Source organism: Streptomyces yerevanensis, from assembly GCF_000716805.1.
Taxonomy (GTDB): domain Bacteria; phylum Actinomycetota; class Actinomycetes; order Streptomycetales; family Streptomycetaceae; genus Streptomyces; species Streptomyces flaveus.
The window spans coordinates 74740-90747 of sequence record NZ_JNWJ01000018.1; the positions used below are offsets into that span (position 1 = coordinate 74740).

Annotated in this window: 16 protein-coding genes, 1 tRNA gene and 2 pseudogenes; 14 read left to right on the plus strand and 5 right to left on the minus strand. The window is 68.7% G+C overall.

All coding sequences use genetic code 11. The features are described 5' to 3' along the window. The 5 genes and pseudogenes from OP79_RS20420 to OP79_RS20440 all read left to right on the plus strand — a co-directional run. Positions 1-423 carry a hypothetical protein gene (locus OP79_RS20420; RefSeq protein ID WP_211270833.1) on the plus strand — a complete coding sequence of 141 codons (423 nt, stop codon included), beginning with the start codon at positions 1-3 and terminating at the stop codon, positions 421-423. After that, positions 413-1069, plus strand: a complete 657-nt coding sequence (locus tag OP79_RS20425; RefSeq protein ID WP_033321721.1) for a hypothetical protein — start codon at positions 413-415, stop codon at positions 1067-1069. The genes OP79_RS20420 and OP79_RS20425 overlap by 11 nt, the downstream gene beginning before the upstream one ends. A 2-nt stretch (positions 1070-1071) precedes the next feature. Further along, positions 1072-5850: a putative T7SS-secreted protein gene (locus tag OP79_RS20430; protein WP_033321722.1), complete on the plus strand. Its 4779-nt coding sequence runs from the start codon at positions 1072-1074 to the stop codon at positions 5848-5850. A 122-nt stretch (positions 5851-5972) separates the two neighbouring features. Next, the gene (locus OP79_RS20435) at positions 5973-6320 is read left to right on the plus strand and encodes a PH domain-containing protein (protein ID WP_245685395.1); all 348 of its coding nucleotides are present in this window, start codon (positions 5973-5975) and stop codon (positions 6318-6320) included. Between the two features lie 40 nt (positions 6321-6360). Beyond that, a pseudogene (locus OP79_RS20440) lies at positions 6361-6744 on the plus strand (hypothetical protein); the annotation flags it as partial. 178 nt (positions 6745-6922) lie between these two features. On the opposite strand, the gene OP79_RS20445 reads toward OP79_RS20440, so the two are convergent. Beyond that, on the minus strand, positions 6923-7537 hold the full coding sequence (locus OP79_RS20445; RefSeq protein WP_033321725.1) for a TetR/AcrR family transcriptional regulator: 615 nt from the start codon (positions 7535-7537) through the stop codon (positions 6923-6925). Between the two features lie 110 nt (positions 7538-7647). Between OP79_RS20445 and OP79_RS20450 the strand changes: the two genes are divergently transcribed. The 9 genes and pseudogenes from OP79_RS20450 to OP79_RS49785 all read left to right on the plus strand — a co-directional run bounded on the left by OP79_RS20450 (position 7648) and on the right by OP79_RS49785 (position 12729). Next, complete coding sequence (locus OP79_RS20450; RefSeq protein ID WP_033321726.1) at positions 7648-7911, plus strand: hypothetical protein; 264 nt, start codon at positions 7648-7650, stop codon at positions 7909-7911. Positions 7912-7951: 40 nt separating this feature from the next. Beyond that, positions 7952-8086, plus strand: a pseudogene (locus tag OP79_RS51865) (IS5/IS1182 family transposase); the annotation flags it as partial. 109 nt (positions 8087-8195) lie between these two features. Then, positions 8196-8438 (plus strand): hypothetical protein, encoded by a 243-nt coding sequence (locus tag OP79_RS50475; protein ID WP_051744776.1) that lies wholly within the window; start codon positions 8196-8198, stop codon positions 8436-8438. 68 nt (positions 8439-8506) lie between these two features. After that, positions 8507-9256: a hypothetical protein gene (locus OP79_RS20460; protein WP_033321727.1), complete on the plus strand. Its 750-nt coding sequence runs from the start codon at positions 8507-8509 to the stop codon at positions 9254-9256. A gap of 362 nt (positions 9257-9618) precedes the next feature. After that, positions 9619-9948: a hypothetical protein gene (locus tag OP79_RS20465; RefSeq protein ID WP_033321728.1), complete on the plus strand. Its 330-nt coding sequence runs from the start codon at positions 9619-9621 to the stop codon at positions 9946-9948. Between the two features lie 149 nt (positions 9949-10097). Next, positions 10098-10328, plus strand: coding sequence for a hypothetical protein (locus OP79_RS20470; protein ID WP_033321729.1), 231 nt, complete (start codon positions 10098-10100; stop codon positions 10326-10328). A gap of 13 nt (positions 10329-10341) precedes the next feature. Continuing rightward, the gene (locus OP79_RS20475; protein ID WP_033321730.1) at positions 10342-11118 is read left to right on the plus strand and encodes a hypothetical protein; all 777 of its coding nucleotides are present in this window, start codon (positions 10342-10344) and stop codon (positions 11116-11118) included. 272 nt (positions 11119-11390) lie between these two features. Next, complete coding sequence (locus OP79_RS20480; protein ID WP_033321731.1) at positions 11391-12287, plus strand: hypothetical protein; 897 nt, start codon at positions 11391-11393, stop codon at positions 12285-12287. A gap of 205 nt (positions 12288-12492) precedes the next feature. Then, positions 12493-12729, plus strand: coding sequence for a hypothetical protein (locus OP79_RS49785; protein WP_051744777.1), 237 nt, complete (start codon positions 12493-12495; stop codon positions 12727-12729). A 52-nt stretch (positions 12730-12781) separates the two neighbouring features. Here OP79_RS49785 and OP79_RS20490 read toward each other — a convergent pair whose 3' ends face one another. From OP79_RS20490 to OP79_RS20505, 4 genes are all read right to left on the minus strand, one after another. Further along, positions 12782-13339, minus strand: a complete 558-nt coding sequence (locus tag OP79_RS20490; protein WP_033321732.1) for a hypothetical protein — start codon at positions 13337-13339, stop codon at positions 12782-12784. Between the two features lie 34 nt (positions 13340-13373). Then, on the minus strand, positions 13374-13826 hold the full coding sequence (locus OP79_RS20495; protein WP_033321733.1) for a hypothetical protein: 453 nt from the start codon (positions 13824-13826) through the stop codon (positions 13374-13376). Positions 13827-14094: 268 nt separating this feature from the next. Beyond that, positions 14095-14168, minus strand: a tRNA-Thr gene (locus OP79_RS20500). Positions 14169-14268: 100 nt separating this feature from the next. Then, entirely contained in the window at positions 14269-15930 is a 1662-nt protein-coding gene (locus OP79_RS20505; protein ID WP_078491903.1) for an alpha/beta hydrolase, read from the minus strand. Positions 15931-16008: the final 78 nt, after the last annotated feature.

A 16008-nucleotide genomic window follows, 5' to 3' on the forward strand; every position in this document is an offset into this window, starting at 1 on the left:
GTGGAGCAGACAAGTACAGCGCTCGCCGAGCGAATTGCCGAGCGGAGAAGGGGAGTCGGTGACCCTCGTGCGCTGGTCGGTGAGATGCGGCGCTCGGTCCTTCTGGTGCCGACGGCCGGCGGAGGCCTCTGGTCGGCGCGGTCGGGCGGGGTGCGGTGGATCTGCGGGTTCACCGACGAGGCCGCGCTCGCCCGGTTCGCCCTGCATCACTCGTACGGTGATCAGCCCATGGACTACGCGGCGCTGCTGGGCGCTCGCATCGTCGACGAGGTCGTGCCGTCCCTGGACGAGCCCGCCGGCCTTGCCGTCGACATCGCCACCGAGGACGGGTCGATGTTCTTCCCGCCGGTCGTCGGCATCGTCCCGGACGGCGTCGCCGTCGACTCCGGCGAGGCACAGGAGGGGCGCGGCCATGGGTGGTGACGGGGCTGACCTGCAGTTCGACAAGGCGTCTGTCGCGAAGTTCACGCAGGGCGTGGGCGCGACCATCGACCAGCTCGGTGAACTCGGCGGCGCCACCGGTTCGGTGATGGGCAAGGGCTTCTCGGAGCTGTCGATGACCGGGATGGAGGCCGGGCACCACGGCCTCTCGGTCGACTTCGAGGACTTCTGCGAGCGCTGGGAGTGGGGTGTGCGAGCCCTGGTGAGCGACGCCAGCGCGCTCGCGAACCGCCTCGGCCTGGCGGCGGGCACCCAGTGGGAGCACGACCAGTACGTCGAGGGCTCACTGAAGGTGGGCGTCAACTCCGTGATGGGCGGCAACCCGCACGCCACCGAGGAGGAGATCACCCAGCAGGACTGGGGCGAGGTGGCCACGCCGGACGCCCTGAACCCGGACTGGAGCGCCGAGTCGTGGGAGCAGGCCGGTCAGGAGATGGAGCAGACGTGGAAGGACACCGGCCGCACCGTCCTCACCGAGGGCCAGGGCGGCCAGCGGTCGGAGATGCTCAACGACGCGCTCGGCATCTCCGACGACCAGTGGAACCAGGCGCTGGACGACACCTTCGGCCCGTCGCCGGAGGAACGCGCCCAGCAGGCGCAGCAGCAGGGTGAGTCCGGGGGGAACTGACTGTGGGTATCGGCGACTTCATCAGTGACATCACGCCCGACTCGGTCGAGAACGCGGTCGAGGACGGCGTCGAGTGGGCCGGCAACCGGGTCGAGGACGCCGGGAACTGGACCGCCGACCGGCTGAATGACGTCGGCTGGGAGTCCGGTGCGGACTGGGTGCGCGAGCAGTCCCGTTCGGTAGCCAACCGGATGGGCGCCGAGGTCGACGAGATGGACCTCGGGCAGACCGAGGACAAGACCAAACTGATCTACGGCAGCCCCGCCGAACTCGACGCCACCGCCAAGAAACTCCGGGCCTTCCAGACGGCCTTCGACAACACCGGCGACGGTCTCAGGGGCCTCGACTCCTCCCGGCTCAAGGGCGAGGCGGCCGAAGCGCTGCGCACCGCGGTGAGCACCCAGCCGCCCAAGTGGTACGCCGCCGCCGACGCCTGCGCGAAGGCGCTCGGCGCGCTCGACGCGTTCGCCGACACCGTCACCTGGGCGCAGGGACAGGCGCAGGCGGCGATCGACAAGTGGAAGGAGGGTGTCAAGGCGTCCGAGGACGCCGCCGACGCCCACCGCAAGAAGGTCGACGGCTTCAACGCCGCTGTCGACCGCTACAACGCCCAGCCCGCCGACGAGCGCAACCCGTCCTCGCTCCCTCCCAGGCCCGCGGAGACGTTCCACGACCCCGGCAAGCAGCTGATGCAGGAGGCCCAGGACATCCTCGCCGAGGCCCGCAAGCAGCGGAACTCGGCGGCGGAGACCGCGCGCACGGCGGTCCGCGCCGCCCGCGACATGGCCCCGGAGAAGCCGTCGTACGCCGACCAGTTGAGCGACGGCGTCCAGGAACTGCAGATCATGGGCGACCACGTCGGCGGCGGCATCATCAAGGGCACGGCGGGGATCCTCAACTTCGTCCGGGGCATCAACCCCATGGACCCGTACAACCTCACGCACCCGGCCGAGTACGCCACGTCCCTCAACAGCCTGGCCGCCGGTCTGGTGGTCGCCGCCAACGACCCGGTCGGCACCGGCACCCAGATCGTCAAGGACTTCATGAAGGACCCGGCCGAGGGCTTCGGCCGTCTGCTGCCCGACGCCGCGCTGACCGTGGCCACGGGCGGCGGCGGTGCCGCGGTGAAGGGCGTACGCGTCGCCGAGCAGGCCGCCGACGCCGCGCGGGCTCGCAAACTGATCGACGACACCCCGGACGGGACCCACAACCGACCGGACGGCGAGCGCACCACCGACGGCACCGACCCGGTGGACCTCGCCTCGGGCCGGATGTACCTGCCCCAGACCGACCTCGAGATCCCCGGCATCCTGCCGCTGGTCTTCACCCGCCGCACCGAGTCCGGTTGCACGGTCGGCCGCTTCCTCGGACCCGCCTGGACGTCCACCGTCGACGAGCGTCTGCAGATCGACGCCATCGGCGTCGTCCACGTCACCGCCGACGGGCTCCTGATCCCGTACCCGCACCCGGTCCCCGGCGCACCCACCCGGCCGCATTCGGGCCGGTCCCGCACGCTCCTGGCCCGCGACGCCGACGGCGACTACACGGTCACCGACCCCGACACCGGTCTGACCCGCCACTTCACCGCCCCGCCCGGCGGCGAGCCGGGCGGGGACGGTACGGCCTGGCTGTCCGGCATCGCCGAACGCAACGGCCACACCGTCACGGTCGACCGCGCCGAGGACGGTCTGCCACTGGCCCTCGTCCACTCGGCGGGCCACCGGGTGAAGCTGTCCGTCACCGACGGCCTGGTCACCGCCCTGTCCCTGGCCGGCGCGGGCGAGGACGGCGCGGACCTGCCGGTGCTGAACTACGGCTACGAGGACGGCAACCTCACCGCCGTCACCAAGCCCTCCGGCGCCACCACCACCTTCGTCTACGACGAACGCCGCCGCGTCATCGCCTGGATCGACTCCAACGGAAGCCGCTACGACTACCTCTACGACGACCGCGACCGCGTCATCGCCGAAGGCGGCGAAGCCGGCCACATCCAGATCACCCTTACCTACACCGAACCCGACCCCGAGACGGGCCACCGCACCACCACCCTGACCACCGCCGGGGGTCACACCACCCGCCACCTCATCGGCCCCGGCTGTCGCGTCCTGGCCACCACAGATCCGCTCGGCCACATCAACAGCTTCACCTACGACACCCGCGGGAACCTCCTCACCCGCACCGACCCACTCGGCCGCACCACCGCCTACACCTACGACGAGAACGACCGCCTGGTCGCCGTGCTCCGCCCGGACAGCAGCCGACTCGCCATGAAGCCTGGCCCGTTCGGGAGGTACACGGACCTCCACGGCCCGGACGGCAGCCGCTGGCTCCAGAGCTTCGACGAGCGCGGCAACCGGACAGCGGTCACCGATCCGGCCGGCCACACGACCCAGTACGCCTACGACGCTCGGGGATGCCTGACGTCGATCACCGACGCGCTGGGAGCCGTCACCACAGTCCGCTGCGACGCCATGGGCCAGCCCGTGCAGGTCATCGACCCGGCCGGCGGAACCACTCTTCTTCAGCGTGACGCCCTCGGAAACGCAAGACGCGTCACAGACCCCACAGGCGGCGTCACTTGTCTCGAGTGGGACGCAGACGGCAACCTGATCCGCCGGGAGGCCCCGAACGGCGCCACCGAGTCGTGGACCTACGACGGCGAGGGCAACCGCCTCACCCACACCGACCCGGTCGGCGGGGTGTCCCGCTTCGAGTACACCCACTTCGACCTGGTAGCGGCCCGCACCCAGCCGAACGGAGGCCGGTACGAATTCGGGTACGACGCCGCCCTGCGGCTCATCCAGGTCACCAACCCGCAGGGCGCGCGCTGGACTTACGAGTACGACGGGGCCGGTCGCATGGTCTCGGAGACCGACTTCGACGGCCGAACCCTCAGCTACCGTCTCGACTCCGCCGGACAACTCACCTCCCGAACCGACTCGCTCGGCCACATCATCTCCTTCGAGCGAGACCAACTCGGCCAGGTGATCCGGAAGGACGCCGACGGCCAGGTGACCACCTACGGCTACGACCGGGCCGGACGTCTTCTGCAGGCGTCCGGCCCGGACAGCGAACTCCTCTACATGTACGACCGCCGGGGACGGGTCAAGTCCGAGCTCGTCGACGGCCGCGCCATCAGTTACGCGTACAACGCCGTGGGCCGCCGCACCCGCCGTATCACTCCCACCGGCCACGTGACCACCTACACGTACGACGCCAGTGGCCGTCCCGAGCGCCTGACCACCGGAGGGTCCCCGGTCGTCTTCACCCATGATGTCGCGGGCCGTGAAACGGCTCGTGTCTTCGCAGACTTCGCCGCCCCCCTCACCGTCACCTCGGCCTGGGACGAGGCCGGGCGGCTCTCCGCCAGTCACCTGACCGCCGACGGCCGTACTCTCAACAGCCGTACCTACTTCTACCGCCCGGACGGCCACCTCAGCTCTGTCAGCGACCTCTTGTCAGGCACCCGCACCTTCGACCTGGACGCGATTGGCCAAGTCACCGCCGTCCACGCTCAGGGTTGGACCGAGCGGTACGCCTACGACGCGAGCGGCAACCTGACCGAGGCGTCCTGGCCCGCTTCCCACCCTGGCAACGAAGCCACCGGACCGCGGACTTACGCCGGCACAGCGATCACCCGCGCCGGAGCCGTCCGCTTCGAACACGACGCCATCGGCCGCATCACACTGCGGCAGAAGACCCGCCTGTCCCGCAAACCCGACACCTGGCGCTACGAATGGGACGCCGAGAACCGACTCACCTGGGTGATCACCCCGGACGGGACCCGTTGGCGCTACCGCTACGACCCCCTGGGCCGCCGCGTCGCCAAACAGCGCCTGGCGGCCGACGGCGACAGCGTGGTGGAGGAGATCCGGTTCGCCTGGGACGGCATGACCCTCTGCGAACAGACCGTTCACCACCCGGACCTCCCAGGCGCAGTCGCCCTCACCTGGGACCATCGGTCCGGCGTTCCCCTCTCACAGACCGAGCGCATCCTCACGGCGGACACCCGTCAGGACGAGGTGGACCGGCGCTTCTTCGCCATCGCCACCGACCTCGTCGGGACCCCTACCGAGTTGATCGGCCAGGACGGCGACATCGCCTGGCGCACCCGCGCCACCCTCTGGGGCACCACCGCCTGGAGCAGTTCCAGCACGGCCTACACCCCGCTCCGCTTCCCCGGTCAGTACTACGACCCGGAAACCGGCCTGCATTACAACCTGTTCCGCCACTACGACCCTGAAACCGCGCGATACCTCACCCCCGACCCCCTCGGGCTCACCCCCGCGCCCAACCCCGCCACCTACGTCCACAACCCCCACACCTGGTCCGACCCTCTCGGACTCAGCCCGTATCCGCGTGGTGAGAAAGGCAACCCATTCGAGAACCGTGCGGATGCGGAAAAAGCCGCGTACGAGCTCGCCGGTGTTCGTCACGGCGAAGACCCCATAGCCGAGTGGGTAGTCACTGGGGACAAGCAACTGAAGCACACGCCGGGTCATATTTATTCATCCGACCCGGCACACTGGGGAAATTTCCGGCAATTCGAAACGGACAGTGGATCGCGTGTGGTCGTCGAGCACACCCACGATCCGGCAGGTCCACACTTCCATGCCGGAAAACCGAAGATCGATGACACCCGGAACTTCGTCAACTTCGGCTGGGACAATGCAAGGGTGCAGCGACCCGACGGTAGCCTCGGCTATCCGGAGTCCATGGAAAGATATGCCAAGATAAACAAATCGGGTGGTGACCATCACCTGTTCTACGAAGGCAACTGAATGCCGTAGGGACCGATGAAAGGTCAGGGATCATGAAGGACCGGCAGGCACCGGAGTGGCTGGACACCCTTGGGCGCTGCGGACTTGAGGTGACGGGGGAGGCGGCACCTGACGGCCCACCCGTGAACGCCGCCATCTATGCGGTCAGCGGATTCGAGGTGGAGCCGGTCGCCGCAATCCCCGCCTCCACCCCCAACGCCGCCGACGACCTGGACGAGGCGTGGCATCACCATGCTTCACAATCTTCGCTCTACGGGGAGAACGGAGAGTTTCTCATCCTCCCGCCCGTACCCGGCGGGAGCGAGGTCGGCTGGGTGCGCGTAAAAGACCCGGTCGGCAAGAACCTCCCGTCACGTATCTCCGGGGTGACCGGTTCACCCGAGTTCGTGGCTGTTTCGGTTGACGGCCGCCACCTGTGTGCCGCCTCGGTCGAAGAATCCGACTACTGGGTGGTGGTGCACGAATTCTGAGGTCCATGAGCGTCACGAGCTCATTTAAATGGAGGACGTCAAGCAGCGTCTCGCGGACGACGGTGAGACCGTCCTGGAGGAAACCTGTTTTATCTGGGACGGGACGGTCCTGTGCGAACAGACGACCAGTCTCCCGTGACCTGTCCGACATCGTCACACTCACCTGGGACCATCGCGGCTCGACTCCCCTTGTCCAGACCGAACGCATCCTCGCCCGCGACGCGGGCCAGCGGGAGATCGGCCGCCGCTTCTTCACCATCATCACGGACCTCGTCGGCACCCCGACCGAACTGGTCGCCGAGAACGGGGACAGCGCCTGGCGCACCCGGTCCACCCTCTGGGGCACCACCTCCTGGCACCGGAGCAGCACCGCCTACACGCCCCTCCGCTTTCCCGGCCAGTACACGACCCCGAAACCGGCCTAAGGGCTCGCAGAAGAACAACATACGGGCGCGCGGCGCGCTGACCTGGGACGTCAAGTCTCTGAGCCCACAAGTTAATTCTCTGCGAGCCCTAAGGGATATGTCCCGTAACTGTTGATCTGCCCTGAGCGGGCTGCACACCTGGGGCTGGCGCGATGCCGATGTGTTGGGCTGGAGGCGTCAGCCGCGGTCGGATGCGTTTTCCAGCAGGTGGTCGATGTGGCGTTGGAGGGTGGCCAGCGCCGTGGCCGGGGATTGGTGGCCTGCCAGGACGTGGACCGTGAGCCCGTCGGCCAGGGCGAGGAGCGTGTGTGCTTCGCGATCGGGGTCAAGGTGCTGGAGGATTTCCTGGGTGTCCTGGCCGTAGCGGATGAGCCACGCGATGAGGCCGTGGAGCTTGGCATAGGTGTCGTGCAGGACGGCGGCCAGTTTCTCGCTGGCGGGGGCATGCGTGATGAAGGCCAGCCAGACGTGAGCCTGTGTCCTCGATTCCTCATCCAGCAGGGCGAGTTCGGCCAGGGTGTGGGACAGCAGGGTCGACGCGGCCTGGGGGGTGGATGTGGCGGCGATGCGCTGGTTGGCGCGTTCGCTGACGTGTTGGGAGATGTGCTCCAGCGCGAAGAGCAGCATGTCCTGCTTGGTGCGGAAGCACCGCTGGACAGCACCCATGGACACATTGGCCTGGGCCGCGACGTCGCGGAGGCTGACGGCCTCCATGCCCGAGCGCGCGATCAGGGTGCAGACCGCCTCGGCGATCCGTCGGCGTCGGTCCTCGTAGTCGACCTGCCTGGGCACGGTTTGCTCCTTCCCGCGTTCTGATGCACTTGCATCGTATCCGGTTCCGCTGCACGATGTGATGCGATCGCATCGGAAAGGTGCGTGGACATCGGGAGGGAAAGCTCGTCATGGCGAAACAGCTCCAGAGGACGGACAGCAGCTCAGGTCAGGGGCTGCTGTGGCTGTTCGGTGCCATCCTGGCCATCCAGGGCTTCGGCTCCGCCATCACGGAGGCGGGGTGGGATACAAGCTTTGGCGTCGCTGGCCTCCTGCGGGCAGCCCATATGCCTGAGTGGGCGACGCTCCTGGTCGGCTTCGCGGGTCTGGCCCTGCTAGGAATGGCGGCGCGCCGTCACTACGACGCGAGGAGGCGGGCGGACCGCCACCCGTGAGAAGTCCACAGGCCAACCGGCGAGCTGGGATGCTCCGGGTGTGGCTGGTGTGATCACGGCGTCGGAGCCGTCTTGGATAGCCCCGTTCACCGGGCTGAGCCCGCGGCTGTTCGGCAAGTTGGTGACCTCGCTGCGTCGCGAGGGCGCTGATGCTGTGCGGCGGGGCCGGCCGTGGCAGCCGCTCACCCACCCGAGCACAGGGCCTGGTCCCACCTCGACGACGTCGACCCGACCAGTGCGGCGGCGCGGCAAGTGACGCTGCTGCACGCGTTCACCGATGGGACGTGCAGCGCACCGGACTTCGCACATGGCTGGTGGGAGGCCCGGCGCGCTTCCCGGGCGAACGGGGACGGGTCCAGGGCGCACTCGGCGCTCTCTTCGACCGGGTGTTCATGATTCTTGAGGACTACTCGGTCGATCCTGAGCTGGCGGAACCCGGCGACCTTGACGATGTCGGACTCCAAACCGCCGTGCACGCAGCCTGGGACGCTTATCGTCACTCCGGAACCGACCAAAGTCAGCAGTGAACAACCGAAGTCCGACACATTCCTCGTGAAAAGCACGGCCGCATTCTCTTTCCCGGACGGAATTCACCGTGAGACTCACCCTCGACGGCGACTGGCATGCGACGGCGACGGACGATCCACTGCGCATCACCCCGCGCTTCGGCCACTCCGTGGACATCGCGCCCTTCGCGAACGTGATGGAGCGTGAGCGGTTCCTCGCGGACACCTTCGGCAGCCAGGAGTGGCTGTGGGACGCGCCTGACATCCTCCGGTTCGACAAGGCGGGCCGAGAGCTGGTCGGGGCGGAATTCCACTGGCCGGAGGAGTCCGCCTCCGCCGAGGAGGTCGCCCGCCTGCCCCTCGCGCCCGCGGTACGCGCGGGCGGGCTCCGTGCCGATGAGGTCCGGAACTTCCGGCATGAGAGGGGCACGGTGCTGTGCCGTGCCCCCGGGGACACCGTGCTGACCTGTCTACGCGACCTCGACGTCCTCGACGAACCACTGGACGCCCGCATCGGCATCGCTCCCGACGTGGCGCTCCTCGTCCAGCACGGCACCGTCGTCGGCTGGAGCCTCACCGACCCCGCGCGCTACCTGACCACGGCGTACACCGACCCCGACCCCAATCCACCCTCCCCCGCCACCCGTCGACTACTCACCGAATGCCTGGACCTCATCACCACGCCGGTGGTCGACGACGTAGCGGACGGCGAACCGGCCGCCCTGGCCCGCCTCCAGGCCGCCGACAAGACCCTGCGCGAGCAGCGCGAGGACCGACACCGGGCCGACGCCCTGCTCGAGCTGATCGCCACCTACGTGGAGGACTACGGAAACTGGTGACGGCAAGCCGACGAAGCCGAGCACCACACGTACGGGGCCTCCGGCAAGGCTTGAGGGACGGTGGGGCCGTTTCCCGCGCCGGGGCTCCGGGTTCACCGGCCCACTCGACAAGTCGGTAGATCGACGGGCACGACGTCGGCTACCGGGTCGTTCAGCGTTCCGACGGCGCTACCAACTGTCCACCTACTGGCTCAACCCGTAGGGGCCGGTCCCCGATCCCGGCACCGCACCGGCTGCCCGGGCGGCGCCGGGATCGACTGCTGGGTCTGGGCGCCCGTACCGTCCACGACGACCGCGCGGCGTTCCGGGGCGTTCCTGGGTGTTCCGGGGCGCCGGAAGAAATCCGTCAGGAGAAGCGAGAGATGCCCGATCCGACCCCCGCGGCCAGGAGTCTCAGCCAGGCGATCGACGGTGGCGACAGCCGGCAGGTCAACGAAGCGGCCCGTGAGTTCGTCGAGAAGCTCACCTTCGCGACGGCCGACGAGATCCTCGCCATGCTCGGGGACGTCCTCACCGAGGACTGGATGGCCCTGCCGCCCTGGGCCCGGAATCTCGCCTACCGCCTGGCCTGCCTGCAACGCCCCGACGACCCGCAGTTGCTCCGGGAGGCGGCCGCAGACCTGCTGTCCTTCGGACCCGACTGGGACACGTTCGCCGAGGACCTCAAGAGGCGCGCGGCGGAACTGGAGTAGGGCCTGGTTTCCGTAGACCCCCTTGCCGGACGACTGTCCGAGCCCATCGGGGACGCCACGACTGCGGCCCCGCAGTCGTGGCACCGGCGGTTCTTCGCCGTCGCCACCGACTCGTCGGCCTCGCTCCCGCGCCGGATCCCGTCGGCCACGTGGACAGCCCGCTCACGGGTGCGACCCGCCTCGCGGCCAAGGGGCCCGGCTCAGAAACCGGCCAGGCCGCCACGGCGCACGGATCGTCGGGGACCAAGGGCGACTCCGGAGCGACGGCGCTCGGCGGCAAACGCACGGAGCCCGGTCGGCCGGTTACCCACAAGGACATCGTGGCGGGCAGGATTCCGGCCAAGAACGGCTACACGGCTCCCGCAGTGCAGATCCGATGAGGCGACATTGACCATGAGACTCACTCTTGACGGCGACTGGACCGCGACGGTGACGGGCGACCCGCTGCACATCACCCCGCGTTTCGATTTTCGGGACTTCCGTGTGCGCATCGCGGAGTACACGAACGTGGAGGAACGCCAACGGTTCCTGCTGAGCACCTTCGGCAGTGAGCCGTGGCTGTGGGACGCCCCTGACGAGCTCCGGTTCGGCCAGCGGAGCCGTGAACTGGTCGGCGCCGAATTTCAGTTGGCCTACGAGGCTGCCGATGCCGAGGACTGTGCCCGCGTTCCCGTCACACCCCCTGTCCGCCCGAGTGGCCTTCACGCGGACGAGGCCCGGGACTTCCGTCTGGAGGTGGCCACGGAGCTCTGCCGCGCCCCCGGAGATACCGTTCTCACCTGCCTGCGCGACCTCGACGTCCTGGACGAGCCGCTGGAGGCCCGCGTCGGCATCGCCCCCGACGTGGCGCTCCTCGTCCAGCACGGCACCGTCGTCGGCTGGAGCCTGACCGACCCGGTCCGGTACTTGACCACTGGTTTCGCCGCCCCGGACCCCAACCCGCCCTTTCCCGCCACCCGTCGGCTGCTCACCGAATGCCTGGACCTGATCACCACGCCGCTGCTCGACGGGGTGAGGGACCGGAACCCGGCCGCCCTTGCCCGGCTCCGGTTCATCGACGAGGCCCTGCACAACCAGCGCGAGGACCGCCACCGCACCGACGCCCTGCTCTCACTCATCGGCAACCTGGTCGAGGACTACACCGACCGGCCAACCGGGCAGAAGCCGTGACCCACCGGCCTGCCTCTCCCATGGCAACGACGCGGACAGCGAGCGACACGACGCCGCCCGGATCCGGTGAGGGTACGCGCACGTGAACCTACTCCTGAAGACCCTGAGCGCCCAGCCAGCCGTTCCCTCGATGTCACCCCCTACGTGCCTGCCCTCCGCCCCCCTACGGGCCCCTCGTCCTCGGTCCGATCCCACGAACCCGACGGTGCCGGGGGATCAAAGCCAGGTACCCGCCACATGCGCCGCAGCGCACGGCGATAGGCTGCACGGCCGTGAGCGAGTACCAGTACTACGAGTTCCAGGCCATCGACCGACCGTTGACCAAGGACGAGCTCAAGCAGGTACGGGCCCTGTCGAGCCGGGCCCAGATCAGCGCGACGCACTTCGTCAACGAGTACCACTACGGCGACTTCCGCGGCGATGAGCACAAACTGATGGAGCAGCTGTACGACGCCCACTTGTACTTCGCCAACTGGGGCTCGCGGCGCCTGATGCTGCGCCTGCCCACCACGCTGCTGCCCGCCCGCAGCGTCGAACCGTACTGCATGGAAGACGCCTTGACCTGCTGGACCAGGAACGGGCATCTGCTGCTCGACTTCGCCTACTCGGCCGAGGACGGCGGCGAGTGGGACTTCGAGACCTCCTTCACCCTCGCCTCGTTCACCACCCTGCGTACCGAACTCGCCGCGGGCGACCTGCGTCCCCTCTATCTGGCCTGGCTCTCCGCGCTCACCCGCTGGGAGTTGGAGGAGGACGTCGACGAGGAGGAGTACACCTCCACCGTCGAACCGCCCGTACCCGCAGGCCTTGCCCAACTCACCGGTCCGCAGCAGGCCTTGGCGGACTTCCTGCACATCGACCCGCACCTGCTCACCGCTGCCGCCCGCGCCGGCGGTGCCGCCCCTTCCCAGGCGATCGACAAGGACGCACTCGCCACCTGGATCCGCGCCCTGCCACAACATGAGAAGGATGCCCTGCTGCTGGACGCCGCCCTGGGCACCGCCCCACAGCCGGGCCCCGCACTCCTGGCCCGCCACCGCGCCGCGTCCCACGACGGCACAGCCGAACCGTCCACCGCCACCCGGCGCCGCTCAGCCGCAGAGCTCCTCGATGCCGCCTACGAGGTGCGCAGCGAGCACACCCGGCAGCGGGAACAGGCCCGCGCCTAGGCCCGCCGGGCCAAACAGCCGACCCGCGAGAACCACCTGGACCACCTGGACCACCTGGCCGAGAACGCGGGGCAAGCCTGGGAGGACGTCGCCAACCTGATCGGGCAGAAGCAGCCCGGCCCCTACGCCGTCGCTGTCACCCTCCTGAAGGATCTCCGCGAGGTCCACGACCGGGCGGGCACCCCCGAGGAGTTTGCCCGGCGCCTTGACGACCTGCGCGAGCAGCACCGCGGCAAGTCCGTGGCGGAACCGCCGACCGGGCGCTGCCAGCCCTGACGGCGGCGATGAGCCTGCTGAAGGAGCAGGGCCCGGCGAGGCCGACAACTTCCGCGGCACCGTCCTGGTCGCCGTCGAAGCGGCAGCCCGGGCCGGCCAGGGCGGGCCCGGTCCCGTCCTGGCGGAGATGACCCGCAAGATCACCGGCGCCATCGACGCCGCTTGACCGGACACGGGGGCCGGAACTCTTCCAACCGGCCCCCGACCGCTCAAGGCTGCTACCCGACGTCCTTCACCGAGGTCGGCCCCAACTGCTTGGCGCTGGCGTACTCCGGCATCGTCATGGGCTTGTCGAACAGGAAGAACGACTGGTTCGTGCCGACCGTGAACTCCATGTACGCGCCCGTCGTGGCGTCGAAACCGTAGTAGGCATTGCAGGTGGAACCCGAACTGTACGTGCCGTCCATGCCGGGCTGTGCGAGGACCGCGATGCCGTTGTTGGAGTCCTCTATCTTCTCCGTCGGAGTGAGCATCTTGCAGCGCGGCACCGGCAGGCCCTTCATGATGAAGTACCCGTACTCGCCGTTGGCGTTCTGAATGTAGACGTACGAGAGTTTGCCCCGCTTCCCCCACGTCTTGATCCACTGGTTGATCGCTTCGCGGGTCGGCGAGTACTCCATGCGGCCCGCCGGCTGCTGGGCCACGAGGTGGTCGTAGTTGTCCTGCTTGGCCTTGTTTTCCTTGTCCTGGCTGGAGTCGTCGGTGCAGGACGTCAGGGCAAGGCCCACAACGAGCGCGACGACGGTGGCCAGGGCCATGCGTGCGAACTTCTTCATGCGGTGCTGCCCTCTTCCCGGGGTGAGATGGGGATCAGTTGGTGCACGTCGTGCGCTCGGCGGTGGCGTCCAGCCGGTACGGCAGATCCTTGTCACGGAAGGACGCGCGGTGCTCCTGGGCGGCCTTCGAGTTGTAGGCGTTGACCGACTCGATCCGCGTGGCCTTCAGCGCGGTGATCGACTGGTCGATCTGCGTCGTGCGAGTCTCCGAAGCGGCCTTCCGCTCCTCCTGGAGCGCCTGGATCGTTCCTTCGGCGTTCTGCACGGCCTCGCACAGATCGAAGAACTCCTCGTACGTGGTCTGACGGAACTCGCCCGAGCCGACGGTGTTCTCACGCTTGTCCGCCTCACCACGGAACGGGGCGGTGATCCACCCCGCGCCGCCGAAGGCGAACACCCCGATCACGTACAACACCGCCAGGCCGATGACCCCGCCGACGGCCCAAGTCCCTAACCGTGCCCCCTCGCGTATCTGCCCCATGGCCATCCCCCTTCACAGGTGGTTCCGCGGCGTGGAACCACCCTCCGTGATGGAGGACACGGCGCCTGGTGAAACGGTTCCGCCGGCACGAGTGTCACGACCTGCGCCACGGCGCAGCCACCCTCATGTCGGCCAAGCGGACGAAGCCCGAATAGTAGGTCCCAGGCCACTCCGCTCACGCAAGCCATCTCTCGGCACCCCTGCCGTGTGACTCGTCACGCCCCGAGCAAGGAAAAACCCCAGGTCACGGCGAGTGAGTCCTGGGGTTTCTCGGAGCCGCCTTCGGGATTCGAACCCGAGACCTACGCATTACGAGTGCGTTGCTCTGGCCATCTGAGCTAAGGCGGCGCGCTGCTGACTATGGTGCGATCAGCAACGTCGGAAAGTCTACACAGTTTCCGGGGGTGCTCCGTACCTGCCGTGGGGCACCCCCCGGCCGGTCCCGCGATTAGTTCGCTGAGCAGCGCTTTCCCTTGGTCGGAGGGGTGCCTGCGAGGAGGTAGCGGTTGATCGTGGAGTCGATGCAGGCGCTGCCGCGGCCGTATGCCGTGTGGCCATCGCCGTCGTAGGTGAGGAGGGTGGCGGAGGAGAGCTGGGCGGCGAGGGACTGGGACCAGGCGTAGGGGGTCGCGGGGTCGCGGGTGGTGCCGACCACGACGATGGGGGCGGCGCCCCTCGCCTCGATGCGTTGGGGTTCGCCGGTCGGGTGGACGGGCCAGTACGTGCAGTTCAGGGAGGCCCAGGCCAGGGGCTCGCCGAAGACCGGGGAGGCTTTCTCGAAGGAGGGGAGGGCTTCTTCGAGCGCTTCGGGAGAGGAGAAGGCGGCCGGGAGGTCCAGGCAGTTGACTGCCGCGTTCGCGGACATCAGGTTCGCGTACCGGCCGTCGGCGCCGCGCTCGAAGTAGGTGTCGGCGAGGGTGAGCAGGCCCGCCCCGTCCTTGTTCTTCATGGCCGTGGTCAGGGCCTCCCGCAGTCGTGGCCAGGCCGCCTCGTCGTACATCGCCGTGATGACGCCCATCGTCGCCAGCGACTCCCCGAGCTTGCGGCCGTCCGCGTCGCCGGCCTCGATGGGCGTGGCGTCGAGCTGCCGGAAGAAGGCCTTCAGGTTCTTGCCGACCTGGTCAGGTGTGGTGCGCGCGCCACCCAGCGGGCAGTCGGACCTGCGTACGCAGTCCTTCGCGAAGGCCTGGAAGGCCGTCTCGAAGCCGGCCGTCTGGTCCTCGTTCATCCGTCGCGCGGGCAGCGACGGGTCCATCGCGCCGTCCAGAACCAGTCGGCCCACCCGGTCCGGGTACAGACCTGCGTACGTCGCACCCAGGAACGTCCCGTACGAGGCACCGACGTACGTCAGCTTCTCGTCTCCCAGCACTGCCCGCAGGACGTCCATGTCGCGGGCCGCCTCGACCGTGGACACATGCCGCAGCAGTCTGGCCGAGCGCCGCCCGCAGCTCTCCGTGAACTCCTTGACGGCGTCGACCAGTTGGCCCCTCTCGCGTCGGTTGTCGGGGGTCAGGTCCGTCTGCGTGTACTCGTCCATCTGCCGGCCGGTGAGGCATTCGACCGGCTCGCTGCGGGCGACGCCGCGCGGGTCGACGGCGACCATGTCATAGCGGGCGCGGATCTCCTTCGGGTAGCCGACAGCCGCGTACGACTGGAGGTAACCGACCGCCGAGCCGCCCGGGCCTCCCGGGTTGACCAGCAGCGAACCGAGTCGCTTGCCCGGGCCCGTGGCCTTCTTGCGGGTGACGGCCAGCCTGATGTCGCCGGAGGCGGGCTTGGCGTAGTCGAGCGGGGCCTTGAGCGTGGCGCACTGGAAGCCGGGGGCGCCGCAGCCGCGCCAGTTCAGCTTCTGGCCGTAGTACGGAGCGAGCGCCGCCGGCGTGGCCTTGGGCAGCGCGGTCAGTGTCGAGGCCCCTGCCCGGCCCGTGGAGGTTGTCGAACTCCCCATGGAACAAGCGGAGATGAGCAGTCCGGCGAGGGCGAGCAGGGTGCCGTACAGATGGAGGAACCTGCGGGGAGAGGAGGGGTGATGGGAATGGCGGGGATGGTGGGGATGATGGGAACGCGTTGATCTGGTCCGGATCGGCCTGAACTGGCGCCTGATGTGCATCAAGCGAGCGTAACCCTGCGAAATGGATTGACTACTGAAGGTTGCCGTCGCGCCTCGTACGAGTGCCCCCGTCAATCC